General features: G+C 70.5%; 19 protein-coding genes. 14 read left to right on the top strand and 5 right to left on the bottom strand.

All coding sequences use genetic code 11. The annotated features are described in order from the left end of the window. The first annotated feature begins 13 nt into the window (after positions 1–13). The 12 genes from ABII15_RS32245 (at position 14) to ABII15_RS32300 (ending at position 15,876) form a co-directional block, all read left to right on the top strand. Positions 14–1,075 carry a substrate-binding domain-containing protein gene (locus tag ABII15_RS32245; protein WP_353945804.1) on the top strand — a complete coding sequence of 354 codons (1,062 nt, stop codon included), beginning with the start codon at positions 14–16 and terminating at the stop codon, positions 1,073–1,075. Positions 1,076–1,241: 166 nt separating this feature from the next. Next, positions 1,242–2,405, top strand: coding sequence for a Gfo/Idh/MocA family oxidoreductase (locus tag ABII15_RS32250; protein WP_353947268.1), 1,164 nt, complete (start codon positions 1,242–1,244; stop codon positions 2,403–2,405). Between the two features lie 12 nt (positions 2,406–2,417). After that, entirely contained in the window at positions 2,418–3,416 is a 999-nt protein-coding gene (locus ABII15_RS32255; protein WP_353945805.1) for a sugar phosphate isomerase/epimerase family protein, read from the top strand. Positions 3,417–3,764: 348 nt separating this feature from the next. Further along, positions 3,765–7,418: a ThuA domain-containing protein gene (locus ABII15_RS32260; RefSeq protein WP_353947269.1), complete on the top strand. Its 3,654-nt coding sequence runs from the start codon at positions 3,765–3,767 to the stop codon at positions 7,416–7,418. Between the two features lie 169 nt (positions 7,419–7,587). Then, positions 7,588–8,727, top strand: a complete 1,140-nt coding sequence (locus ABII15_RS32265) for an inositol-3-phosphate synthase (protein WP_353945806.1) — start codon at positions 7,588–7,590, stop codon at positions 8,725–8,727. After that, on the top strand, positions 8,724–9,608 hold the full coding sequence (locus tag ABII15_RS32270) for an SCO3242 family prenyltransferase (RefSeq protein ID WP_353945807.1): 885 nt from the start codon (positions 8,724–8,726) through the stop codon (positions 9,606–9,608). The genes ABII15_RS32265 and ABII15_RS32270 overlap by 4 nt, the downstream gene beginning before the upstream one ends. Next, a complete protein-coding gene (locus tag ABII15_RS32275) occupies positions 9,605–10,483 on the top strand; it encodes a sugar phosphate isomerase/epimerase family protein (RefSeq protein ID WP_353945808.1) in 879 nt (292 codons plus the stop codon). The genes ABII15_RS32270 and ABII15_RS32275 overlap by 4 nt, the downstream gene beginning before the upstream one ends. Then, a complete protein-coding gene (locus ABII15_RS32280) occupies positions 10,480–11,118 on the top strand; it encodes an EboA domain-containing protein (RefSeq protein ID WP_353945809.1) in 639 nt (212 codons plus the stop codon). Before ABII15_RS32275 ends, ABII15_RS32280 begins: the two co-directional genes overlap by 4 nt. Then, positions 11,118–11,969, top strand: coding sequence for a TatD family hydrolase (locus tag ABII15_RS32285; RefSeq protein ID WP_353945810.1), 852 nt, complete (start codon positions 11,118–11,120; stop codon positions 11,967–11,969). The genes ABII15_RS32280 and ABII15_RS32285 overlap by 1 nt, the downstream gene beginning before the upstream one ends. A gap of 3 nt (positions 11,970–11,972) precedes the next feature. Further along, a complete protein-coding gene (eboE, locus tag ABII15_RS32290; RefSeq protein WP_353945811.1) occupies positions 11,973–13,145 on the top strand; it encodes a metabolite traffic protein EboE in 1,173 nt (390 codons plus the stop codon). Then, positions 13,145–14,539 carry a nucleotide pyrophosphatase/phosphodiesterase family protein gene (locus ABII15_RS32295; protein WP_353947270.1) on the top strand — a complete coding sequence of 465 codons (1,395 nt, stop codon included), beginning with the start codon at positions 13,145–13,147 and terminating at the stop codon, positions 14,537–14,539. The genes eboE and ABII15_RS32295 overlap by 1 nt, the downstream gene beginning before the upstream one ends. A gap of 164 nt (positions 14,540–14,703) precedes the next feature. Next, entirely contained in the window at positions 14,704–15,876 is a 1,173-nt protein-coding gene (locus ABII15_RS32300; protein ID WP_353945812.1) for a sugar phosphate isomerase/epimerase family protein, read from the top strand. Positions 15,877–15,951: 75 nt separating this feature from the next. On the opposite strand, the gene ABII15_RS32305 is transcribed toward ABII15_RS32300, so the two are convergent. The 5 genes from ABII15_RS32305 to ABII15_RS32325 form a co-directional block, all read right to left on the bottom strand. Next, positions 15,952–17,337, bottom strand: a complete 1,386-nt coding sequence (locus tag ABII15_RS32305; protein WP_353945813.1) for an OFA family MFS transporter — start codon at positions 17,335–17,337, stop codon at positions 15,952–15,954. Between the two features lies 1 nt (position 17,338). Next, positions 17,339–18,736, bottom strand: coding sequence for an OFA family MFS transporter (locus ABII15_RS32310; protein ID WP_353945814.1), 1,398 nt, complete (start codon positions 18,734–18,736; stop codon positions 17,339–17,341). Between the two features lie 122 nt (positions 18,737–18,858). Next, entirely contained in the window at positions 18,859–21,012 is a 2,154-nt protein-coding gene (locus ABII15_RS32315) for an acetate--CoA ligase family protein (protein WP_353945815.1), read from the bottom strand. Positions 21,013–21,015: 3 nt separating this feature from the next. After that, complete coding sequence (gene frc / locus ABII15_RS32320) at positions 21,016–22,245, bottom strand: formyl-CoA transferase (RefSeq protein ID WP_353945816.1); 1,230 nt, start codon at positions 22,243–22,245, stop codon at positions 21,016–21,018. Between the two features lie 12 nt (positions 22,246–22,257). Continuing rightward, positions 22,258–23,955 carry a thiamine pyrophosphate-binding protein gene (locus tag ABII15_RS32325; protein ID WP_353945817.1) on the bottom strand — a complete coding sequence of 566 codons (1,698 nt, stop codon included), beginning with the start codon at positions 23,953–23,955 and terminating at the stop codon, positions 22,258–22,260. 188 nt (positions 23,956–24,143) lie between these two features. Between ABII15_RS32325 and sucC the strand changes: the two genes are divergently transcribed. Together sucC and sucD are read left to right on the top strand one after the other, a co-directional pair. Beyond that, positions 24,144–25,277, top strand: coding sequence for an ADP-forming succinate--CoA ligase subunit beta (sucC, locus tag ABII15_RS32330; RefSeq protein WP_353945818.1), 1,134 nt, complete (start codon positions 24,144–24,146; stop codon positions 25,275–25,277). Between the two features lie 11 nt (positions 25,278–25,288). Continuing rightward, on the top strand, positions 25,289–26,173 hold the full coding sequence (gene sucD, locus ABII15_RS32335; RefSeq protein ID WP_353945819.1) for a succinate--CoA ligase subunit alpha: 885 nt from the start codon (positions 25,289–25,291) through the stop codon (positions 26,171–26,173). Positions 26,174–26,205 lie beyond the last annotated feature (32 nt).

Here is a 26,205-nt window from a genome sequence, read left to right on the forward strand (position 1 = left end):
AAGGGACGACGCCATGCCAGAGTCGACAAGCGTGTCGAGCCGCAGAAGCCTCCTGTTCGGCGCGGCCGCCGCGGTCACCGCGGGCGGCCTGCTCACGGCCTGCACCAGCAACGAGCCGAGCGACAAGAGTGACGGCGGCAGCAAGCCCGCCGACCAGCCGGTCGCGGACAGCAAGCCGGGCAAGCAGGTCACCATCGGGTTCGCGGGCCCGCAGGCCGACCACGGCTGGCTCAACGCGATCACCGACAACGCCAAGGACCGGGCGAAGAAGTACTCCGACGTGACGCTGGAGGCGACGGAGGGCTCGAACGACACGGCCGCCCAGATCGGCCAGGTCGAGACCCTCATCAACAAGAAGGTCGACGTCCTCGTCGTGCTGCCCGCCGACGGCAAGGCGCTGACCCAGGTCGGCCTGAAGGCGATGCGCGCGGGCATCCCCGTCGTGAACCTCGACCGGATCTTCGACACCCCGCAGGCGTATCGCTGCTGGATCGGCGGCGACAACTACGGCATGGGCCTGTCGGCCGGCAACTACATCGGCGAGAAGCTCAAGGACAAGAAGAACGCGAAGGTCGTCGAGCTCGCCGGCCTCGACAACCTCGAACTCACCAAACAGCGCAGCCAGGGCTTCGACGACGCCCTGAAGAACTACCCGAACATCAAGAAGGTGGCCCGTCAGGCCGCCGACTTCACGGTCGAGTCGGGCCAGGCCAAGATGTCCCAGCTGCTCCAGGCGCAGAAGAACTTCGACGCGCTCTGGAACCACGACGACGACCAGGGCGTCGGCGCCCTGCGCGCCATCGAGCAGGCCGGCCGCGACGACTTCCTGATGGTCGGCGGCGCGGGCGCCCTCTCCGCGTTCGAGGCGATCAAGAGCGGCCGCGGCGTCCTGAAGGCCACCGTCCTCTACCCGCCCACGATGGCCGCGTCCGCCATCGACCTCGCCCGCGCCCTCGGCCAGGGCAAGGGGATCGGTGGTATGGCCGAGTTCGAGATCCCGGCCCACGTGACCCTGTACTCGGCCGTCGTCGACGAGACGAACGTCGACAAGTACATGTCCACCGGCTTCAAGTGATGCGGCCCGCGGGCACGGCGCATCAGGCGAACCCGGCGTGGACGAGGAGGACTTCGGCATGGCAGGAAGCAGCACCGGCACGACGGCCCGCGAACCGGGCGGTGACGACGACACGAAGGTGAAGCCGGCGACGCCCGGCGAACCGAAGCCCGTCCTCGGCGTCGGCATGGTCGGCTACGCGTTCATGGGCGCCGCCCACTCCCAGGGGTGGCGCACCGTGGGCCGGGTCTTCGACCTGCCGCTCACCCCGCGCCTCGCCGCGGTCTGCGGCCGCGACGGACAGGCCGTGCGCGCCGCGGCCGACCGGCTCGGCTGGGCCGCGGCGGAGACGGACTGGCGGGCGCTGATCGCCCGCGACGACGTCGACCTCGTCGATGTGTGCACACCCGGCGACAGCCACGCCGAGATCGCCATCGCCGCGCTGGAAGCGGGCAAGCACGTGCTGTGCGAGAAGCCGCTCGCCAACTCCGTCGAGGAGGCGCAGGCGATGACGGAGGCCGCCGAACGCGCCGAGCGGCGCGGCCAGGTGGCGATGACCGGCTTCAACTACCGGCGGGTCCCGGCCATCGCCCTGGCCCGCCGCATGATCGCCGAGGGGCGCCTCGGCACCCTGCGACACGTGCGCGTCAGCTATCTCCAGGACTGGCTCGTCGACCCCTCCTTCCCGCTGACCTGGCGACTTCAGAAGCCGTACGCGGGCTCGGGCGCCCTCGGCGACCTCGGCGCGCACGCCGTGGACCTCGCGCAGTTCCTCGCGGGCGAGCCGGTGGCCGGGGTGTCGGCGCTCACCGAGACGTTCGTCCGCGAACGCCCGCTGCTCGCCGGGGCCTCCTCCGGCCTGTCGGCGGCCGGCGGCCCCGGGGGAGGGGAGTCGGGCCTCGGCCAGGTCACCGTCGACGACGCGGCACTCTTCACCGGCCGCTTCGCCTCCGGCGCCCTCGCCTCCTTCGAGGCGACCCGCTTCGCGACCGGCCGCAAGAACGCCCTCAAGGTCGAGCTCAACGGCGAGCGCGGCTCGCTCGCCTTCGACCTGGAGCGCCTGAACGAACTCTTCTTCCACGACCACACCGAGCCCGGTGTCAGCGCGGGCTTCCGCCGCATCCTCGTCACCGAACCCGACCACCCCTACCTGGAGGCGTGGTGGCCGCCGGGCCACGGCCTCGGCTACGAGCACACCTTCGCGCACCAGGCCCACGACCTGGTGCGGGCGATCGCCGAAGGCACCGCGCCCGCCCCGTCGTTCGCCGACGGACTCCAGGTGCAGCGCGTGCTGGCGGCCGTCGAGGAGAGCGCGGCGAAGAACTCGGTCTACACCCCCGTACCGGTCTGAGGAGGCCCACCCGTGCCACGTCAGTTCACTCTCTTCACCGGCCAGTGGGCGGACCTGCCCTTGGAGGAGGTCTGCCGCCTGGCCCGCGACTTCGGCTACGACGGCCTCGAACTCGCCTGCTGGGGCGACCACTTCGAGGTCGACAAGGCGCTGAGTGATCCCGGCTATCTCGACAGCCGTCACGCGCTGCTCGACAAGTACGGGCTCAAGTGCTGGGCGATCTCCAACCACCTCGTCGGCCAGGCCGTCTGCGACGCCATCATCGACGAACGCCACGAGGCGATCCTGCCCGCCCGCATCTGGGGCGACGGCGACGCCGAGGGTGTCCGGCAGCGCGCCGCCGCCGAGATCAAGGACACCGCCCGCGCGGCGGCGGCCTTCGGCGTCGACACGGTCATCGGCTTCACGGGCTCGTCGATCTGGCACCTGGTCGCCATGTTCCCGCCCGCGCCCGAGGCGATGATCGAGCGCGGCTACGAGGACTTCGCGACGCGCTGGAACCCGATCCTGGACGTCTTCGACACCGAAGGGGTCCGCTTCGCCCACGAGGTCCACCCCAGCGAGATCGCGTACGACTACTGGACCACGCACAAGGCGCTGGAGGCCGTCGACCACCGCCCTGCCTTCGGCCTCAACTTCGACCCCTCGCACTTCGTGTGGCAGGACCTCGACCCGGTCGGCTTCCTGTGGGACTTCCGCGACCGCATCTACCACGTCGACTGCAAGGAGGCCCGCCGGCGGCTCGACGGCCGCAACGGCCGCCTCGGCTCCCACCTGCCGTGGGGCGACCCCCGCCGCGGCTGGGACTTCGTCTCCGCCGGACACGGCGACGTGCCCTGGGAGGACGTCTTCCGCATGCTCCGCTCGATCGACTACGCGGGCCCGGTCTCCGTGGAGTGGGAGGACGCGGGCATGGACCGCCTCCAGGGCGCTCCGGAGGCGCTGACGCGTCTGAAGTCCTTCGACTTCGACCCGCCCACCTCGTCCTTCGATTCGGCGTTCAGCAACTAGCGCCCCGTAAGGGGCGCGGGGAACTGCGCGACCAGCCACAACGGTCGTGCAGTCGCTGAACCCTGCCCAAAACCTCCTTTGTCCACGCGCAGGAGAAAGAAAAACGAACCCGCGCACAAGGTCTATCGGCACAAGACAAACGCGGCTAACTTCCTGCCGTGTACATGGCCTAGATGAACCTTCCGGGGTGACGGCGCACCCCGGCGCCCGCACCGCACGTCTACGCACCCATCCCATACGGCCCACCCCGTTCCCGGAGGGACCTTCGTGCACAGCAGCAGAAACAGAACCCGCAGCAGAACCCGAAACGGGCCCGCACGGCACTCCAGGCTCCGCACCAGCCTCGCCCTGCTCACCGGTTCGGTACTGATCGGCTCGTCCCTGGCGCTCGCCGCGCCCGGCACGGCCAGCGCCCACCCGGACCACCCCGACGAGCCCGCCGCCGCATCGGACTTCCAGCAGGTCACCCTCGCCAAGGGCGCCGACGAGACCGGCGAGCCCATGTCGCTCGCCGTGCTCCCGGACCGCAGTGTCCTGCACACCTCCCGCGACGGCACCCTGCGCCTGACCGACGAGGGCGGCAGCACCTCCGTCGCCGGCAAGCTCGACGTGTACAACCACGACGAGGAGGGCCTCCAGGGCGTCGGCGTCGACCCGGGCTTCAAGGACAACCGGTTCATCTACCTCTACTACGCCCCGCCGCTGGACACCCCGAGCGGAGACGCCCCCGAGACGGGCACGGCCGCCGACTTCGCCAAGTTCGACGGCGTGAACCGGCTGGCCCGCTTCGTCCTCAAGGAGGACGGCACCCTCGACAAGGCCAGCGAGAAGAACGTCATCGAGGTCAAGACCTCCCGCGGCACCTGCTGCCACGTCGGCGGCGACATCGACTTCGACGCCGACGGCAACCTGTACCTGTCGACCGGCGACGACACCAACCCCTTCGCCTCCGACGGCTACACCCCGATCGACGAGCGCGCCGACCGCAACCCCGCCTTCGACGCGCAGCGCAGCTCCGGCAACACCAACGACCTGCGCGGCAAGGTCCTCCGCATCAAGGTGAAGGCGGACGGCACCTACGACATCCCCGAGGGCAACCTCTTCGCGCCGGGCACCGAGAAGACCCGCCCCGAGATCTACGCGATGGGCTTCCGCAACCCGTTCCGCATCAGCGTCGACAAGCCCACCGGCACCGTCTACGTCGGCGACTACGGCCCCGACGCCGGCGCCGCCGACCCCAAGCGCGGTCCCGCGGGCCAGGTCGAGTTCGCCAAGATCACCAAGGCGGGCAACTTCGGCTGGCCGTACTGCACCGGTGACAACGACGCCTACGTCGACTACGACTTCGCCACCAAGGCCTCCGGCGCCACCTTCGACTGCGCCGCGCCGAAGAACACCTCGCCGAACAACACCGGCATTACCGACCTGCCCCCGGCCCAGGCCGCCTGGATCCCGTACGACGGCGGCAGCGTCCCCGAGTTCGGCTCCGGCTCCGAGTCGCCCATGGCCGGACCCGTCTACCGCTACGACGCCGACCTCGACTCCCCGGTGAAGTTCCCCGAGGAGTACGACGGCGACTTCTTCGCCGGCGAGTTCGGACGCCAGTGGATCAAGCGGATCGAGCAGGACGGCGACGGCAAGGTCTCGAAGATCAACGACTTCCCGTGGACCGGCACCCAGGTCATGGACAGCGCCTTCGGCCCCGACGGCGCCCTGTACGTCCTCGACTACGGCCTCTCCTGGTTCGGCGGCGACGAGCACTCGGCGCTGTACCGCATCGAGAACGCCACCGGCGGCCACTCGCCGATCGTCGAGGCCAAGGCCTCCAAGACGTCCGGGCAGTCGCCGCTGCGCACCACGTTCACCGCGACCGGCACCGACGCCGACGACGACCCCATCACCTACAGCTGGGACTTCGGCGACGGCTCCAAGGGCACCGGCGCCAACCCGAGCCACACGTACCGCAAGGACGGCACCTACGTCGCGACCGTCACCGGTGACGACGGCACCGGACGCACCGGAAACGCCAGCGTCCACATCACGGTCGGCAACACGGCCCCGACGGTGAAGTTCCAGAACCCGGCGAACGGTTCGCTGTTCAAGTTCGGCGACAAGATTCCCTTCAAGGTCGCCGTCAGCGACCCCGAGGACGGCACGATCGACTGCTCCAAGGTCACCGTGCGCTACCTCCTGGGCCATGACAACCACGCCCACGAGCTGACCTCGGTCAAGGGCTGCGAAGGCACCATCACCGTGCCCGCCGACTCCGAGCACGACCCGAACGCCAACATCTACGGCGTGCTCGACGCCGAGTACACCGACGGCGGCGGAGGCGGCCAGGCCGCGCTGACCACGCACGACCAGGTCCAGCTCCAGCCGCGCCACCGCCAGGCCGAGCACTACACCAAGCAGCAGGGCACCACACAGCAGAGCAAGACCTCGGCCAACGGCGGCAAGACCGTCGGCGACATCAACGACGGCGACTGGATCTCCTTCACCCCCTACAACCTCACCGGGGCCAACAAGCTCACCGCCCGGGTCTCGTCCGCCGGATCGGGCGGTTTCCTGGAGGTGCGCACCGGCTCGCCGACCGGCACCCTGCTGGGCTCCACGACGGTCCCCGTCACCGGCAGCTGGGACACCTTCCAGAACGTCGACGTCCCGCTGAAGAACGTCCCGAAGAAGACCACCGACCTGTACCTCGTCTTCAAGGGCGGTGACGGCGCGCTCTACGACGTCGACGACTTCGAGATCACCAGCGACGCCGCTGTGAAGGGCGCCAAGCGGGTCCTCGTCTTCTCCAAGACGGCCGGCTTCCGCCACGACGCCATCCCCGAGGGCATCGCCGCCCTGAAGGAACTCGGCAAGAGCAGCGACATCACCGTCGACGCCACCGAGTCCGCCGCCCAGTTCACCACCAACAACCTCGCCCGCTACGACGCGGTGGTCTTCATGTCCACCACGGGTGACGTCCTCAACGACGACCAGCAGAAGGCGTTCGAGGAGTACATCGCCAAGGGCGGCGGCTACATGGGCATCCACGCAGCCGCCGACACCGAGTACGACTGGTCGTACTACGGCGGCCTCGTCGGCGCCTACTTCGACTCCCACCCGGCCATCCAGAAGGCCACCGTGCGCGTCGAGGACAAGACCAACCCGGCCACCGCCCACCTGGACGACGCCTGGGAGCGCACCGACGAGCTGTACAACTACCGCACCAACCCGCGCGACAAGGTCCACGTCCTGGCCACCCTGGACGAGACCACGTACACGGGCGGCAACATGAAGGGCGACCACCCGATCGCCTGGTGCCAGAGCTACGGCGGCGGCCGCTCCTTCTACACCGGCCTCGGCCACACCAAGGAGTCCTACGCCGACGACGCCTTCCGCACCCACCTGCTCGGCGGTCTGAAGTACGCCACCGGACAGGCCAAGGCGGACTGCAAGCCCAACAAGGACTACCGGCCGATCTTCAACGGCCAGTCCCTGGACGGCTGGAAGCAGGCCGGCCCCGGCAAGTTCAACGTCAAGGACGGCACCCTGGAGTCCGAGGGCGGCATGGGCCTGCTCTGGTACCAGGCCAAGGAGCTGAAGTCGTACTCCCTCAAGCTGGACTGGAAGATGCGGGGCGACGACAACTCCGGCGTCTTCGTGGGCTTCCCCGCCTCCGACGACCCCTGGTCGGCGGTGAACAAGGGCTACGAGATCCAGATCGACGCCACCGACGCCCCCGACCGCACCACCGGGTCGATCTACACCTTCAAGGCGGCGAACATCAAGGCCCGTGACGCGGTCCTGCGCCCGCCCGGCCAGTGGAACTCCTACGAGATCAAGGTCCAGGGCGAACGCCTCCAGGTGTTCCTCAACGGAGTCAAGATCAACGACTTCACCAACAAGGACCCCGAGCGGAGCCTGACCGACGGCTACATCGGCATCCAGAACCACGGCGCCGACGACCAGGTCTCCTACCGCAACATCCAGCTCAAGGAACTGCCCCAGTAGGGCACCCCGAACGGCGGCGGGCGGAGGACGCCGGACCTCCGCCCGCCGTCCCGCCCGGCACCCCGCCGGGTGTGGAACCCGGCACACTCCGGCCCCGCCGGCTCCCGCCCGGTGCACCACCACCGGCCCTCGCGCCACCCCCGGTTCGCGTACGACAAGGAGGCTGCCCATGTCCGCCGAACCGTCCCTCCCCAACCCCGCCCCCCGCTTCGGTGTCTGGCTGATCGGAGCACGCGGCTCCGTCGCCACGACCGCGATCGCCGGCAGCGCCGCCGTCGCTGCCGGACTCCACCCGCCGACCGGCATGGTCACCGAGACCACCCCCTTCCTCTCCTGCGGCCTGCCGCCGCTGTCCTCCCTCGTCTTCGGCGGCCACGACACCGTCGACTGCCCACTGCCCAAACGCGCCGAGCACCTCGCCGAAGGCGGCGTCCTGCCCCACGGCCTGCCCGCCGCCGTCCACGCCGAACTCGCCGAAGCCGACCGGCAGATCAAGCCCGGCGGCCCGCTGACCGGCCACGACGACCCCCGCTCGCAGGACGAGCTGATCGACGCGTTCGCCGCCGACATCGTTGCCTTCGTCCGGGACCAGGACCTCGCCGGCGCCGTCGTCGTGAACGTCGCCTCCACCGAACCCGTCCCCACCGGCGACACCCTGCCGCCCAGCTCCCTCTACGCGGCCGCCGCCCTCCGCGCCGGCTGCCCCTACGTCAACTTCACCCCCTCGTCCGGCCTGCACCACCCCGCCCTCGCGGCCGACGCCGCGACAGCCTCCGTCCCCTACGCGGGCCGCGACGGCAAGACGGGACAGACCCTCCTGCGCTCCGTGCTCGGCCCGATGTTCCTGCACCGCGCCCTCGCCGTCCGCGCCTGGTCCGGCACCAACCTCCTGGGCGGCGGCGACGGAGCCGCCCTCGCCGACCCGGCCGCGGCCGCCGCCAAGAACGCGGGCAAGGAACGCGTCCTCACCGACACCCTCGGCGCCGCCCCGCAGGGCGAGGTCCACATCGACGACGTCCCCGCCCTCGGCGACTGGAAGACCGCCTGGGACCACATCGCCTTCGACGGCTTCCTCGGCGCCCGCATGGTCCTCCAGACCACCTGGCAGGGCTGCGACTCCGCGCTCGCCGCGCCCCTCGTCCTCGACCTGGCCCGGCTCCTGCTGCGCGCGCACACCGCCGGACTCACCGGCCCGCGCCCCGAACTGGGCTTCTACTTCAAGGACCCCGACCCCGGAGCGGGCGCCGCACTCGGCGAGCAGTACGCCGCCCTGGTGGACTTCGCGGACCGCCTGCGAGGCGCCCGATGACCCGGACGACCCTGCGGGCCTGGGCCGAACTCCTCAGGCTCCCCGCCCTGTTCACCGTCCCCGGCGACGCACTCGTGGGCACGGCCGCGGTGGGCGCCCGCCCCGGCTGCGGCACCTTCCTGGCCATCGGCTCCTCCCTGTGTCTGTACGAGGCGGGCATGGCCCTCAACGACTGGGCCGACCGCGCCGAGGACGCCATCGACCGGCCCCACCGGCCCATCCCCTCCGGCCGCATCCACCCCGGCAGCGCCCTCGCGGCGGCCGGACTCCTCACCGCGGCCGGAGTCGGCCTCGCCTCCCGGGCCGGGCGAGTGCCCGCGGCGATCTCGGCAGCGCTGGCGGCCACCGTCTGGGCGTACGACCTCGGCCTGAAACGCACCCCCGCCGGTCCGGTCGCCATGGGCGCGGCCCGCGGCCTCGACGTCCTGCTGGGAGCGGGCGCCGCCCAGGACGGCGGAGCCAAACCGCTGGGCTCGGCCACCGGCGCCGCTCTCACCATGACCGCGCACACCACGGCCGTCACCGCGGTGTCCCGCCACGAGACCACGGGCGGCAACGCCCTCGCACCGGCAGCGGCCCTGGCCACCACCGCCACCCTGGCCGGAGCCCTCCTCAGAACCCCGGTAGGCCGAGGCGCCGCAGCCCCCCTCGGCCTACCGGGCCCCACCGCGTACGCCCTGACCGCCGCCCGCCCCCTGCTCCACGCCGCGCTCAATCCCTCGCCACCCCTGACCCAGCGCGCCGTGGGCGCCGGCATCCGCGCGATGATCCCGCTCCAGGCAGCCCTGACGGCCCGCGCGGCAGCCCCGGTGCCGGCCCTTCTCACCGCCGCCCTCGCCCCGCTCGCCCGGCGCTTCGCGAAGAAGGTGAGCGTCACATGACCCGCACCGCGCAGCTCGCCACCCCGCGCTGGGGATACGGCACCAACGGCCTCACCGACCTCCGCCTCGACGACGCCCTCGCCCTCCTGGCCGACCTCGGCTACGACGGCGTCGGCCTCACCCTCGACCACATGCATCTCGACCCCCTGGCCCCCGACCTCGCGGCCCGCACCCGCCGGGTCGCCCGCACCCTGCACCGCCACCACCTCACGGCCACCGTCGAGACCGGCGCCCGCTACGTCCTCGATCCACGCCGCAAACACGGCCCCTCCCTCCTCGACCCCGACCCGGACGCCCGCGCGGCCCGGGCCCGCCTGCTCGTCCGCGCGGTCCAGGTCGCCGCCGACCTGGGCGCGCACGCCGTTCACTGCTTCAGCGGCATCACCCCGGACAACACCGACCGGGACACCGCTTGGAAGCGCCTCGCCGACGCCCTCGACCCCGTCCTGAACGCCGCCGACGACGCCGGGATCCCCCTCGCCATCGAGCCCGAGCCCGGCCATCTCCTGGCCACGCTCGCCGACTTCCACCACCTGCGCCGCGCCCTCGGCAGCCCCAACGCGCTCGGCCTCACCCTCGACCTCGGCCACTGCCAGTGCCTGGAGCCCGAACCGCCCGCCGACTGCGTGCGTGCGGCGGCCCCCTGGCTGCGCCACGTCCAGATCGAGGACATGCGCCGCGGCGTCCACGAACACCTGCCCTTCGGGGAGGGGGAGATCGACTTCCCGCCCCTCCTCGACGCCCTCGCGGCCACCGGCTACCAGGGCCTGACGGTCGTCGAACTGCCCCGCCACTCCCACGCGGGCCCGGACCTCGCCGCCGCATCCCTCTCGTTCCTCCGGGCGGCCGCGGCACAAGGAGGCAGCAGCGCATGAGCGGACCGACCACCATCGCCGCCCTCCGGGCCCACCTCGACACCGCCCTGCCCGGCGCCGCCCGCGCCTGGCTCGACCAGGCCCTCGCCGAAGCGGCGGCCACCGGCCCGACCGGCGACGACCCACAGCCCTCGCTCTGGGAAACACGGTTCGCCGAGGCCGGCCGGCGCACCGGCCAGGACCACGCCGACTCCGCCCGCGTCCTGCTGCTGCACGCCGTCCGCGCCGACACCGCCACCCTCACCCGCCTGTACGCGCAGGGCACCGCCGACGAACGCCGCGCCGTCCTGCACGCCCTGCCCCATCTCGTCCCGGGCCCCGAGGGCCTGCCCCTCGTCGAGGACGCCCTGCGTACCAACGACACCCGCCTGGTCGCCGCCGCCGTCGGCCCGTACGCCGCCGAGCACCTGCCCGCCCACCCGTGGCGGCACGCCGTCCTCAAGTGCCTGTTCACCGGGGTGCCCACCGACACCGTCGCCGCACTGGGGGATCGGGCCCACGGCGACGCCGAACTCGCCCGCATGCTCGGGGACTTCGCGCAGGAGCGCACCGCGGCGGGCCGTCCCGTCCCCACCGACCTGACCCGGGTCCTCGCCCTGACCTCCCCGGCAGCCCCCACGGCGAAGGAGTCCTGATGCGCATCTTCGACCCCCACATCCACATGACGTCGCGCACCACCGACGACTACGAGGCGATGTACGAGGCGGGCGTGCGCGCCCTCGTCGAACCCGCCTTCTGGCTCGGCCAGCCCCGCACCTCGCCCGCGTCCTTCTTCGACTACTTCGACGCGCTCCTCGGCTGGGAGCCCTTCCGGGCCGCGCAGTACGGCATCGCCCACCACTGCACGATCGCCCTCAACCCCAAAGAGGCCAACGACCCGCGCTGCACCCCGGTCCTCGACGCCCTGCCGCGCTACCTCGTCAAGGACGGCGTCGTCGCCGTCGGCGAGATCGGCTACGACTCGATGACCCCCGCCGAGGACACCGCCCTCGCCACCCAGCTCCAACTCGCCGCCGACCACGGCCTGCCCGCCCTGGTGCACACCCCGCACCGCGACAAACTCACCGGCCTGCACCGCACCCTCGACGTCGTCCGGGAGTCCGCGCTGCCCGTCGACCGGGTCCTGATCGACCACCTCAACGAGACCACGGTCAAGGACGCCAAGGACGCCGGGAGCTGGCTGGGCTTCTCCGTCTATCCCGACACCAAGATGGACGAGGACCGCATGGTCGAGATCCTGCGTACCTACGGCACCGAGAAGGTCCTGGTCAATTCCGCCGCCGACTGGGGAAAGAGCGACCCGCTCAAGACCCGGCGGGTCGGCGAGACGATGCTGAAGGCCGGCTTCGACGACGACGACGTCGACCTCGTCCTGTGGCGCAACCCGGTCGCCTTCTACGCGCTCAGCGGCCGGCTCCAACTCGAACCCACCGCACCACCCTCGCCCACGCACGAGGGCAACTCCATCCTCCGCGGCGGAGCGTGACCCATGCGCTTCCGCCACCCCGACGGCTCCACCGTCCACCTCGCCTACTGCACGAACGTGCATCCCGCCGAGACCCTCGACGGCGTCCTCGCCCAGCTCCGCGACCACTGCGAACCCGTCCGCCGCCGCCTCGGCCGCGACCGGCTCGGCATCGGCCTGTGGCTCGCCAAGGACGCCGCCCGCTCCCTGACCACCGACCCGGCCGCACTGCGCGGACTGCGCACCGAACTCGAACGACGCGGCCTCGAGGTCGTCACCCTCAACGGCTTCCCCTACGAGGGGTTCGGCGCCGAAGAGGTCAAGTACCGCGTGTACCGGCCCGACTGGGCCGACCCGGAACGCCTCGCCCACACCAGCGACCTGGCCCGCCTGCTCGCCCAACTGCTGCCCGCCGACATCACCGAGGGCACCATCTCCACCCTGCCGCTGGCCTGGCGCACGGCCTACGACACCCCGCGCGCCGACACCGCCCGCACCGCACTCGTCACCCTCGCCGAACGCCTCGACGCCCTCGAAGAACTCACCGGCCGATCGATCCGGATCGGCCTCGAACCCGAACCGGGCTGCGTCGTCGAGACCACCGCCGACGCCATCGTCCCGCTCACCGCCGTCGACCGGCTCGACCGCATCGGCCTGTGCCTCGACACATGCCACCTCGCCACCTCCTTCGAAGACCCGGAGACCGCACTGGACGGCCTCGCCGCCGCTCACGTCCCCGTCGTCAAAACCCAGCTCTCCGCAGCCCTGCACGCCGAACACCCCCGTACTCCCGCGGTGCGCGAAGCACTCGCCGCCTTCGACGAGCCCCGCTTCCTGCACCAGACCCGCACCCTCACCGATCAGGGACTGCGCGGCACCGACGACCTCGGCCCCGCCCTGAACGGCGCCGCGCTGCCGGACGCCACCCCCTGGCGCGCCCACTTCCACGTCCCCCTGCACGCGGCTCCCGCCGCCCCGCTCACTTCCACACTCGACGTCCTCAAGGACACGCTGACCCGCCTCGTCGGCGGCCCGCACCCGCTCACCCGCCACCTGGAGGTCGAGACCTACACCTGGCAGGCGCTCCCGCCCGAGCTGCGGCCCCGCGCCCGCCCGCAGCTCGCCGACGGCATAGCCGCCGAACTCACCCTCGCCCGCGACCTGCTGACGGACCTCGGCCTGAAGGAACTGCCATGATGGACACGCCCGCCCGGCCGACGCCCCTCCTCGTCCTGGACGTCGTCGGCCTCACCCCGCGCCTGCTCGAGCACATGCCGCACATCAAGGCCCTCGGCCAGTCCGGCACCCGGGCGTCCCTCGGCACCGTGCTGCCCGCGGTGACCTGCGCCGCCCAGTCCACGTTCCTGACCGGCACCATGCCCTCCGAGCACGGCATCGTCGGCAACGGCTGGTACTTCCGTGAACTCGGCGACGTCCTGCTCTGGCGCCAGCACAACGGCCTCGTCGCCGGCGACAAACTCTGGGACGCCGCCCGCCGCGCCCACCCCGGCTACACGGTCGCCAACATCTGCTGGTGGTACGCCATGGGCGCCGACACCGACATCACCATCACCCCCCGTCCCGTCTACTACGCCGACGGCCGCAAGGAACCCGACTGCTACACCCGGCCCCCGGCCCTGCACGACGAACTCACCGAGAAATTCGGCACCTTCCCCCTCTTCCACTTCTGGGGCCCGGGCGCCGACCTCGTCTCCAGCCAGTGGATCATCGACGCCACCCGGCACGTCATGGCCACCCGCCACCCCGACCTGACCCTGTGCTACCTCCCGCACCTCGACTACGACCTCCAGCGCTTCGGCCCCGACGACCCCCGCTCCCACCAGGCCGCCACCGCACTCGACACCGCCCTGGCCCCCCTGCTCGCCGACGCCGAGACCGAGGGCCGCACCGTCGTCGCCCTGTCCGAGTACGGCATCACCCGCGTCGAACGAGCCGTCGACATCAACCGCGTCCTGCGCCGGGCCGGCCTGCTCGAGGTCCACACACAGGACGGCATGGAGTACCTCGACCCGATGGCCTCACGCGCCTTCGCCGTCGCCGACCACCAGATCGCCCACATCTACGTGCGCCGCCCCGAAGACCTCGACGCCACCCGCGCGGCCCTCGACGGTCTGCCCGGCATCGACCAACTCCTCGACGACGAGGGCAAGAAGGCCCACCACCTCGACCACCCGCGCTCCGGCGAACTCGTCGCCGTCGCCGAACCCGACGCCTGGTTCACGTACTACTACTGGCTCGACGACGCCCGCGCGCCCGACTTCGCGCAGCTCGTCGAGATCCACCGCAAACCCGGCTACGACCCGGTCGAACTGTTCATGGACCCCCACGACCCCTACGTCAAGGTCAAGGCCGCCACCGCACTCGCGCGCAAGAAACTCGGCCTGCGCTACCGGATGGCGGTCGTCCCGCTCGACCCGTCACCTATTCGCGGCAGCCACGGCCGCCTCCCCGCGGACACCGACAGTGACGACGGACCAGTCCTCATCAGCTCCACCCCCCATGCGTTCCCCGGCCGCGTCCCCGCGACCGCCGTGAAGTCCCTGCTCCTTGAGCTGGCGGGCCTGGGCTGAGGCATGAGCCGCCCCTAGCCCCGCCCGCAGAAGAGCAGTTACAGAGAGTGAAGCACACGCCACCGACAACACGCCAGTGGCGTCCGACCCGCACAGCGAACAGCGCCCAGCGGTCAGCGCACCGCGTCCGACGCATCCCGCACGAGAACCGGAAAGAGGCACCCGTGACCGACTCCCACGACGCCCCCGCCACCTCCTCCACCGACGACGCCCTCAGACGGCGTCTCGGCATCGACCGCCGCCGCTTCCTCAGCACCTGCACGGCGGTCGGCGCGGGCGCGATCGCCGCCCCCGTCTTCGGCGCCGCCCCGTCCTTCGCCCAGCCCCGGCACGACGACCACGGCCGTGGTCACGGCCGCGGCCACGAGCTGGTGCCGGCCGACAAGCGCGGCATCATCCTCTACACCGTGCGCGACGCCACCGGCCGCGACCCGCTCGCCACCGACCTGCCCTCCGGGTTCCGCGAGGTGTTCAAGGAGCTGGCCCGCTACGGCTACCGCCAGGTCGAGTTCGCGGGCTACGGCCAGCACGCGAACGCCCCCGGCGGCGCCAACCTGGAATCGGTCGCGGGCGCCAAACTGCTGCGCTCATGGCTCGACGAGTACGGACTGCGCGCCCAGGGCAACCACGGCTTCATCCCGTCGTCGTGGCCGTTCACCCAGCCCGACCTCGACACGTTCAAGAAGCACCTGGAGATCGCGAACATCCTCGGCATGGACCACATGGGCACCGGTGGCGACCCCACCGGCAGCGCGTACAAGGCGGACTGGGACGTCGCCGCCGACAAGTGGAACGCCCTCGGCGAGATCGCCCGCCGCGCCGGGATCAAGCTCTACACCCACAACCACGACGCGGCCTACGGCTTCCTCCTGGACGGCGGGCCGCTGGACGCGCAGGGCCGCCCGACGCGGAGCTCCGGCACCCGCAAGCTGGAGTACTTCCTCAAGGTCACCGACCCGAAGACCGTCTGGCTGGAGATGGACATCTACTGGGCGCACGTCGCCCAGTACAAGTTCCACACCTACACGAACCACGACGGCTCCCAGCGGAAGAACGTCTTCGACCCGGCGGCGCTGGTCCGAGGCCACACCAAGCGCTACCCCCTGTTCCACGCCAAGGACGGCACGCGCAACGACACCAGCGGCGAGGGCTACGACATGGTGCCCTTCGGCACCGGAGTCATCGACTACAAGACCTTCTTCAGCCGGGTCGGCGCGAAGAACTACCACAACCCCATGGTCGAGCAGGACAACGCGCCCTCCTCCACGGATCTCGGCCAGTCCCTGAAGCACGCCAAGATCGGCTACACCAACCTGGCGGCCCTGCGCAAGAAGTGATCGCGGCACCACGCGCGTGAGGCACACAGGAGGGCCCGGCCGACCGGCCGGGCCCTCCTGTGCGCGGTGCGTGACTCAGGCGTGGGTCACGGCCTGCTTCACCTCCTTGCGCCCCGGCTGGCGCAGCAGCAGCGCGAAGGCGGCCGCCACCATGGATATCCCGCCGGCCAGCGCGTACGCCCCGTTGTACCCCCACGCGGCGACCACCATCGAGCCGAGCCCGCCGCCGAACAAGCCGCTGATCAGCTTGCCGCTGTAGACGAGCCCGTAGTTGGTCGCGTTGTAGTTCTCGCCGAAGTAGTCCGGGGTCAGGGCCGCGAACATCGGGTAGAACGCGCCGCCGCCGAAGCCGGAGAGGAACGCGAAGACCAGGAACAGCCACTCGCTCTTGATGTCGCCGGCCCAGATGACGCCGAACTGGGCGAGACCCAGCACGACGATCACGAAGACCAGGCTCCTCTTGCGGCCCCAGATGTCCGACAGCCAGCCGACGACGGCCCGGCCGACGCCGTTGATGACCGCCATGACACCCATCGAGGAGGCCGCGACGAGCGGTCCGAATCCGACCTCCTTGGCGAAGTCGACCTGGAACGAGATGCCGAAGATGGACACGCCCGCGGTGAGCACCAGACTCACCCACATGATCGGCAGCATTCCGGTCCTGACGGCTTCCATCGGCGTGAACTGACGCACCGCCGGCGGATTCTTGGCCAGCGACCTCGCGCGCTTGCTCGTCCCGGACGTGTCGAGCGGATCGACGTCGTGGGGCCACCAGTTCTTCGGCGGATCACGGAAGAAGAACGCACAGACCAGCACGACCACCAGGACATACGCGCCGATCATGTCCAGCACCCGGTGGTAGTTGGAGGTGTCGAAGGCGTAGTTGAAGATGAAGATGAACGGCAGCGAACCGTAGGCGAATCCGCCGTTGACGAATCCGGTCTTTCCGCCCTTCCGCTCCGGGAACCATTTGCCGACCATGTTGATGCAGGTCGAATAGACGAGGCCGGAGCCCAGCCCGCCGATGACACCGAATCCGAGGATCGCGAGCCACACATTGTGCATGTGCGACAGGGCGAGAAAGCCGACCATGCACAGGAACGCACCCAGCATGACGGCCCGTTTGGCGGGGAGAATGTTCTTCTCCCGCAGCCACCCGGCCGGAAAGGCGATTCCCGCCTGGAAGAACACCCAGACGCTCAGGATCCAGAAGGTGTTCGACTGGGTCCAGCCGTGCGCGGCGGACAGGGTGTCCTCCGCCGAGCCGTACGCGTACTCGGAAACGCTGATGGCCATCATCGCGACCCATGGCAGGTACACCATGAACTTCCGCGAATGGCCGAGGATGTCGCGGTCCGTCTCTCCGATGCGGTAGACGCGGCCGTTCTCATCGGTAATCTCTTGGTACCTGGCGCCGGTCGACGATCTCGAATTTCCTGCGGCGATGGGCTCCGCCGTCATATCAAGCCATCTCCTCACCGAGCGGTTGCGGGTTGGGTACGATCCGGCGTCGCCTCTGGGGTCTGGGCTTGCCGGGCGCCTTGAGGAAGAGTGCGAGCACGGCCGAGCCGAGTCCGATCGAACCGGCGAACACGAATGCGCCTCCGTATCCCCAGGCGTCGACGAGGAAGGCCCCGCCGCCGGCGCCCACCAGGCCGGAGACCAGCTTCGAGCTGTAGACCATGCCGTAATTGGAGGCATTGTTGTTCTCGCCGAAGAAATCGGCGGTCATGGCCGCGAACAAGGGGAAGATCGCTCCGCCGCCGAATCCGGAGACCATCGAGCAGAACAGGAAGAACGGCATCGAGCCCATGTTTCCGGAGACGAACACACCGAACTGCGCCGTCCCCAGGACGAGACAGACGATGATCAGTGTGTTGCGGCGTCCGGCGCGGTCCGAGATCCAGCCGATCACGCCGCGGCCGGTGCCGTTCACGATGGCCTTGAGCGACATGGCGGTGGCCACGATGCCGCCGGCGAACCCCATCTCCTTGCCGAACGGAACCTGCATGGCGATGCCGTAGATGTTGATCCCGGCCGTGCACAGCAGGCAGAACCACATCATCCACAGCACGGGCTGACGGGCCGCCTCACGCGGGGTGTACTGGTGCACGGCGGGCGGGTTCTTGCTCAGCGCACGCCGCACACGCGGGTCGTCCGTCACCTTCAGCGGGTCCACGTGCGCGGGCCACCAGTACTTGGGCGGGTCCTTCAGGAACCAGCCGGCGAAGGCCACCACGGCGCAGCAGATCACGCCGACCATGACCAGGAAGCCCTGGTAGTTCGACAGGTCCATGAAGGACGTGAAGACGAACACGAAGGGCACGGAGCCGTAGGCGAACCCGCCGTTGACCAGGCCGGTCTTGCCGCCCTTGCGCTCCGGGTACCACTTGCCGACCATGTTGACGCTGGTCGCGTAGACCAGACCGGCCCCGATACCGCTGAACACACCGAAGCCGAGATAGGCGACGGTCACGTGCGGTGCGTAGGCCAGGGACAGATAGCCGCACAGCGTGCCGCCGGCGCCCAGCATCATCGCGTACCGGGCCGGCAGCCTCCCGCTCTCGCGCAACTGCCCGGCGGGGAAGGCCACGGCCGCCTGGAAGAAGATCCAGACACCCATCAGCCAGAAGATGTGCCCGCTGTCCCACAGGTGGGCCTCGTGCAGAGTGTCCTCGGCCGACGTGAACGCGTACTCCGAGGAGCTGATGCCCAGCATGCCCATCCAGGGAAAGAGCACCATGGTCCATCGTGGTCGCCCCATGAGGTCCCGGTCGGTCCGCCCGATCCGGTAGAGGCGGCCGTTCTCGTCCCTCACCTCCCTGACGGGACCGGACGAGGACAGGTCGGTGGTCGTCATGACGGTCGCACCCCTTGCGTCGAAAGATCTGGCCAGCGCCCCCTGTCCACATTGCTTTCGTGCGCGCACGGGACCTGGGCCCGGCCGACGCGCACCGCCGACCGGACCCGCCGCGGGTCACCTCATCGACCGCCCCCCATCAACCCCGCCGCGCGGGCCCACCGGTACTTGGCCCCGAGCACCGCGACCGGCTTCTCGGTCGTGTACGGGTACGCGACCACGCCCCGCTCGAACAGGTACTGGCACGCCTCCTCGACCTCGACGTCCCCGGCCAGCGACGCGACCACCGGCTTCTCGATGCCGCGCTCCCGGAACTCCGAGACCACCCGGGCCGTTACCTCCGCAAAGACCATGGGAGGGGTGACGATGGTGTGCCAGTAGCCCAGCACGAGCGCGTGAATGCGCGGATCCTCCAGACCGAGCCGGATCGTCGCCTCGTACGTCGACGGGGGCTCGCCGCCCGTGATGTCGACGGGATTCCCGGCGGCGCCGAAGGGCGGGATGAACGCGCGGAAGGCGGCGTCCAGATCGTCCGGGATCTCCATGAGGCGCAGCCCGTTGTCGGTCACCGCGTCCGAGAGCAGGACGCCGGAGCCGCCCGCGCCGGTGATGATCACGACGTTGTCGCCCTGCGGCGTGGGCAGCACGGGCAGGGCCCGCGCGTACTCCAGCATGTCGTTCAGGCCCGGGGCCCGGATGACGCCGGCCTGCCGGAGGATGTCGTCGTACACGGCGTCGTCGCCCGCGAGTGCGCCCGTGTGCGACCCGGCGGCCTTCGCACCGGCCGCCGTACGGCCCGCCTTCAGGACGACGACGGGCTTCTTCGGCACCGTCGCCCGAGCGGCCTCCACGAAGGCGCGCCCGTCCTTCAGGTCCTCCAGATGCATCGCGATGCACTGGGTGTGCGGGTCCTCGCCGAACCAGGTGAGGAGGTCGTCCTCGTCCAGGTCCGACTTGTTGCCGAGGCCCACGATCGCCGACACACCGGTCTTGGTGGTGCGCGCGAAGCCCAGGATCGCCATCCCGATGCCCCCGGACTGCGAAGTCAGCGCGACCCCGCCCTTCACGTCGTACGGGGTGCAGAAGGTGGCGCACAGGTCCTGCCACGTCGAGTAGTAGCCGTAGATGTTCGGGCCGAGGAGCCGCACGCCGTGCCGCTCCGCGATCGCCACGATCTCGTCCTGGAGCGCCTGTTCACCGGTCTCCGCGAAGCCGGAGGGGATCAGCACCGCGTTCGGGATGCCCTTGCGCCCCACCTCCTCCAAGGCCGCTGCCACGAACTTGGCGGGGATCGCGAAGACCGCCACATCCACCTCACCGGGGACGTCCGTGACACTCTTGTACGCCTTGCGCCCCAGGATGTCATCGGCCTTGGGGTTCACCGGATGGATCTCCCCGGAGAAGCCGCCGTCGACGAGGTTGCGCATCACCGAATTGCCGATCTTGCCCTGCTCGTTGGAGGCCCCGATCACGGCCACCGACCGCGGCTGCATGAGGCGCCGCATGCTGGTCAGGATCTGCTCGCGCGTGTAGGTGCGCCGCGCCGCGGCCGTGCCCTCGGCGAGGATCACCCGGATGTCCGCCGCGACCGCGCCCTCGGGCGTCGCGATCACCGGATTGAGGTCGACCTCGGCGATCTCCGGGAAGTCGTCGACCAGCCGGGAGACCCGGCGGATCTGCTCGGCGAGCGCCCACCGGTCGACGCCCCGGGCACCGCGCACCCCGCGCAGCACCTCGGCCGCCCGGATGGAGTCGAGCATCCCGACGGCCTCGTCGGCGTCGACGGGCGCGAGCCGGAACGTGACGTCCTTGAGGACCTCGACGAGCACACCGCCGAGCCCGAAGGCGACGACCTTGCCGAACGTCGGGTCGGTGACCGCCCCGACGATGACCTCCTGCGCGTCGCCGCCGGTCGGCAGCATCTCCTGCACCTGGATGCCCTCGATCCGGGCATCCGGCGCGTACGCGCGCGCGTTGTCGATGATCCGGTGGAACGCGGCCCGGATGTCGGCCGCGCCCTCCACCCCCACCACGACGCCGCCGGCGTCGGTCTTGTGCAGGATGTCGGGGGAGACGATCTTCAGCACCACCGGCTTGCCGAAGCGGGCCGCGGCGGCCACCGCCTCGTCGACATCGGTCGCCAGTTCCTCGCCGGGGACGGCGATCCCGTACGCGTCGGCGATCACCTTGCCCTCGGGCGCGGTGAGCGCCGTGCGTCCCTCGGCCCGCACGGTGTCGAGCAGCGCCCGCACCGTGAGCGTCCGGTCCTCGGCCATCAATCAGATCACCCCGTTCGACTTGAGCAGGCGCAGCTCCTCGTCACCGAGACCGAGTTCGCCGATGAAGACCTCTTCGTTGTGCTCACCGAGCAGGGGCGAGCTGCTGACGTCCACGGGGGAGTCGGAGAGCTTGAGCGGGGAGCCGACGGTGGTGAAGGTCCCGCGCTGCGGATGCGGCACCTCGACGACCATCTCGTTGGCCACCAGCGAGGCGTCCTCGATGATCTCCTTGGTGGACAGGATCGGCCCGCACGGGATGTTGTGGGCGTTGAGCTGCTCCAGCACGTCCCACTTGGGCAGCGTCGAGGACCACTCCTCGATCAGCTGGAACATCTTGGTGAGCTGCGGCAGCCGCGCCTCCGGAGTCGCCCACTCGGGATCCTCGGCGAGCTCGGGCCGCCCGATGAGCTGTGTGAGCGGTGCCCAGCCGACCGGCTGCACGATGACGTACACGTAGTCGTTGGGCCCGCCCGGAGCGCACTTCACGGCCCAGCCGGGCTGCCCGCCGCCCGACGCGTTGCCGGAGCGCGGCACCTCGTCGCCGAAGTCCTCGTTCGGGTACTCGGCGAGCGGCCCGTGCGTGAGCCGCTGCTGGTCGCGCAGCTTGACCCGGCACAGGTTGAGGACCGCGTGCTGCATGGCCACGTTCACCCGCTGCCCGCGCCCGGTGTTCTCCCGCTGGAACAGGGCGGCCAGGATGCCGGCCACGGCGTGGACGCCCGTGCCCGAGTCGCCGATCTGCGCGCCGGTGGCGAGCGGCGGTCCGTCCTCGAAGCCGGTGGTGGACATCGACCCGCCCATGGCCTGGGCGACGACCTCGTACGCCTTGAAGTTGGTGTACGGGCCCTCGCCGAAGCCCTTGATGGAGGCGTAGACGATCCGCGGGTTGATCTCCTGGATGCGGTCCCAGGTGAAGCCCATGCGGTCCACGGCGCCCGGGCCGAAGTTCTCGACCATGACGTCCGAGCGCCGGATCAGCTCGGTCAGCAGCTCCTTGCCGCGCTCGGACTTGGTGTTGAGGGTGATGCTCCGCTTGTTGCAGTTGAGCATGGTGAAGTACAGGGAGTCGACGTCCGGGATGTCGCGCAACTGCTTGCGCGTGATGTCCCCGGTCGGCGCCTCCAGCTTGATGACGTCGGCGCCGAGCCACGCGAGGAGCTGGGTGGCGGAGGGGCCCGACTGGACGTGGGTCATGTCGAGGACGCGGATGCCTTCGAGGGCCTTGGTCACGAGGGACTCACCTCACTTGTACATCGTCTGGTTCATGGTTCCGGGCGCGTAGGCGTCCGGATCGACCCATACGTTGATCAGGGACGGCTTGCCCGACTCGCGCGCGCGTTGCAGCGCGGGACCGATGTCGGCCGGGTCGCGGACCTCCTCGCCGTAACCGCCGAGCATCTGGGCGAACTTGTCGTAGTGGACGTCGCCGAGGGTGTTGCCGACCCGCTCGCGCGCGTCGCCGTACTTGGCCTTCTGGCCGTACCGGATCTGGTTCATCGAGGAGTTGTTGCCGACGATCCCGACGAAGGGCAGGTCGTAGCGCACGAGCGTCTCGAAGTCCCAGCCCGTGAGGGAGAACGCGCCGTCGCCGAAGAGCGCCACGACCTCCTTGTCGGGCCGTGCCTGCTTGGCGGCGAGGACGAACGGGACGCCGACGCCGAGGGTGCCGAGCGGCCCCGGATCCATCCAGTGGCCGGGCGACTTGGGCTGGACGACCTGACCGGAGAAGGTGACGATGTCGCCGCCGTCACCGATGTAGATCGAGTCCTCGGTGAGGAAGTCGTTGATCTCGCTGACCAGCCGGTACGGATGGATGGGGGAGGCGTCGGAGCGCAGGTTCGGCAGCCGCTTCTCGATGGCCGTCTGCTCGGCGGCGCGCAGCTCGTCGAGCCATTCCTTGCGCCGGGTGGCGCCTCCGTTGATCCGTCCCGAGGCGGCCTCGGTGACGGACTTCAGGACCAGGCCCGCGTCACCGACGATCCCGAGGTCGATGTCGCGGTTCTTGCCGACCGTGCGGTAGTCGAGGTCGATCTGGACGACGGTCGCGTCGGGAGACAGCCGCTTGCCGTAGCCCATGCGGAAGTCGAAGGGCGTGCCGACGATGACGATGAGGTCGGCGTTGGAGAACGCGTAGCGGCGCGACAGCTGGAAGTGGTGCGGGTCGCCGGGCGGCAGGGTGCCGCGGCCCGCGCCGTTCATGTAGGCGGGCACGTTCAGCGCGCGCACCAGCTCGACGGCGGCCTCCGTGCCGCGCGTCGTCCACACCTGGCTGCCGAGCAGGATCGCCGGCTTCTCGGCGTGCACCAGGAGGTCGGCGAGCTTCTCGACCGCCTCCGGGTCGCCGGCCGACCGGGTGGAGGCGCGGTAGTGGCCCGCCTTCGGCACGCGTGCCGTGTCCACCGCCACCTTCGCGTCGAGCACGTCCCGGGGTATCTCCAGGAAGGACGGCCCGGGCGCCCCGTGATAGCACTCGCGGAATGCCATGGACACCATGTCGGCCGCGCGCGCGGTGTCCGGCACCGTCGCGGCGAACTTGGTGATGGGCGTCATCATGTCGACGTGCGGCAGGTCCTGCAATGAGCCCATCTTGTGCTGCGTGTGCGCTCCCTGGCCGCCGATGAGCAGCATCGGTGACTCCGCGCGGAAGGCGTTCGCGACACCGGTGACGGCGTCCGTGGTGCCGGGGCCGGCCGTGACCACGGCGCATCCCGGCTTGCCGGTGATCCGGGCGTATCCGTCCGCCGCGTGGGCGGCGACCTGTTCATGGCGTACGTCGACGACCTCGATGCCCTCGTCGACGCAACCGTCATAGATGTCGATGATGTGGCCGCCGCACAGGGTGTAGATGACCTCCACCCCCTCGGCCTTCAGTGCCTTGGCGACCAGATGGCCTCCGGAGATCTGCTCCTGGCCGTTGTCCGCGGTGGACGACTGGGGCATGGCGAAGTCCCGTCCCTTCGTAGGGGATTGGCGAGCCGTTTCGGCCGAGGTTCAGCACGGCTGGGGTACGGCTCTCGTGCGTCGCTCGTACATTGCATACAGTCGACGAATACTGTATGAACCTTGTTATCCCGCATCCGGTGGGTGGTGTCCAGGGGGCGTACGGCACTTTCAGATCAGGAGCCGAAATGGACCTGTACGAACACCAGGCAAGGGAACTCTTCGCGGAACACGGCATCTTGGTGCCACGTGCGGAGATCACCGACTCCTCGAAGGAAGCGCGCGAGATCGCCCGTCGGCTCGGCGGGCGTGTCGTCGTCAAGGCGCAGGTCAAGTCCGGCGGGCGGGGCAAGGCGGGCGGTGTCAGGGTGGCCGCCGACCCGGCCGCGGCGGAGCTCACGGCACGTCAGATCCTCGGCATGGACATCAAGGGCCACACCGTCGGCACGGTCATGCTGGCCCAACCCGTCGACATAGAGGCCGAGTTCTACGTCTCCTACGTGCTCGACCGCGCCGCAGGCACCTTCCTCGCCATCGCGTCCGCCGAGGGCGGCACGGAGATCGAGGAGGTCGCCGCCGCACGGCCCGAGGCCGTCGCCCGGATCCCGGTCGACCCGGCGGAGGGCGTCACCACGGCCACAGCCGCACGGATCGCCGCGGCCGCCGGCCTGCCGCCACAGACCGTCGACGTCCTCGTACGCCTCTGGAACGTCCTCACCCGCGAGGACGCCGTCCTCGTCGAGGTGAACCCCCTCGTGCGCACCGCGCAGGGGCGGATCCTCGCCCTCGACGGCAAGGTCACCCTCGACGACAACGCCCGCTTCCGACGCGAGCGGTGGGGCGCCCAGGAGGCCACGCACGACGACCCCCTGGAGGCGGAGGCAGCCGCCAAGGGCCTCAACTACGTGAAGCTGGAAGGCGAGGTCGGCATCATCGGCAACGGCGCCGGACTGGTCATGTCCACCCTCGACGTCGTCGCCGGATGCGGCGCCCGCCCCGCCAACTTCCTCGACATCGGAGGCGGCGCCTCCGCCCGCACGATGGCCGACGGACTGAACGTCATCCTCTCCGACCCGTCCGTGCGGTCCGTCTTCGTGAACGTCTTCGGCGGCATCACGGCCTGCGACGCCGTCGCCGACGGCATCGTCAGCGCCCTGGACAGCGTCCGGCTGACCAAGCCGCTCGTCGTCCGGCTCGACGGCAACAACGCCGCCCGCGGCCGCGCCGTCCTCGACGCGCGCGCCCACCCGCTGATCCAGCAGGTACCCACCATGGACGGCGCCGCGCGCCGCGCCGCCGAACTCGCGACCAACGCCACCTGAGGAGCCGGGACATGGCGATCTATCTCACCAAGGAGAGCAAGGTCCTCGTCCAGGGCATGACGGGTGCCGAGGGCATGAAGCACACCCGCCGCATGCTCGCCGCGGGCACGAACGTGGTCGGCGGCGTCAACCCCCGCAAGGCCGGCCGCACCGTCGACTTCGACGACCGGGCCGTCCCCGTCTTCGGCAGCGTCGCGGACGGCAGGGCCCGCACCGGCGCCGACGTCACCGTCCTGTTCGTCCCGCCCGCCTTCGTCAAGGCCGCCGTCGTCGAGGCGGCCGACGCGGGCATCCCCCTCGCCGTCGTCATCACCGAGGGCATCCCGGTGCACGACTCCGTCGCCTTCCACGCGTACGCCCGGCGCAGGGGCACCCGCGTCATCGGCCCCAACTGCCCGGGCCTGATCACACCGGGGGAGTCCAACGCGGGCATCATTCCCGCCGACATCACCAAACCCGGCCGTATCGGACTCGTCTCCAAGTCCGGCACCCTCACCTACCAACTCATGTACGAACTCCGGGACATCGGCTTCTCGACCTGCGTCGGCATCGGCGGCGACCCCGTCGTCGGCACCAGCCACATCGACTGCCTCGGCGCGTTCCAGGACGACCCGGAGACCGATCTCATCGTCCTCATCGGGGAGATCGGCGGCGACGCGGAGGAGCGGGCCGCGGCGTACATCCGCGACCACGTCACCAAACCCGTCGTCGCCTACATCGCCGGGTTCACCGCCCCCGAGGGCAGGACCATGGGGCACGCCGGAGCCATCGTCTCCGGCTCCTCCGGCACCGCCCGGGCCAAGAAGGAGGCCCTGGAAGCGGTCGGCGTGCGCGTCGGTTCGACCCCCACCGAGACGGCGCGGCTCGTGACGGAACGCCTCGCCCGCCGCGAGTGACGCGATTCATACGCCCCGGCCGCCGTCCCCCG

It is taken from the genome of Streptomyces sp. HUAS MG91, assembly GCF_040529335.1.
GTDB lineage: Bacteria > Actinomycetota > Actinomycetes > Streptomycetales > Streptomycetaceae > Streptomyces > Streptomyces tabacisoli.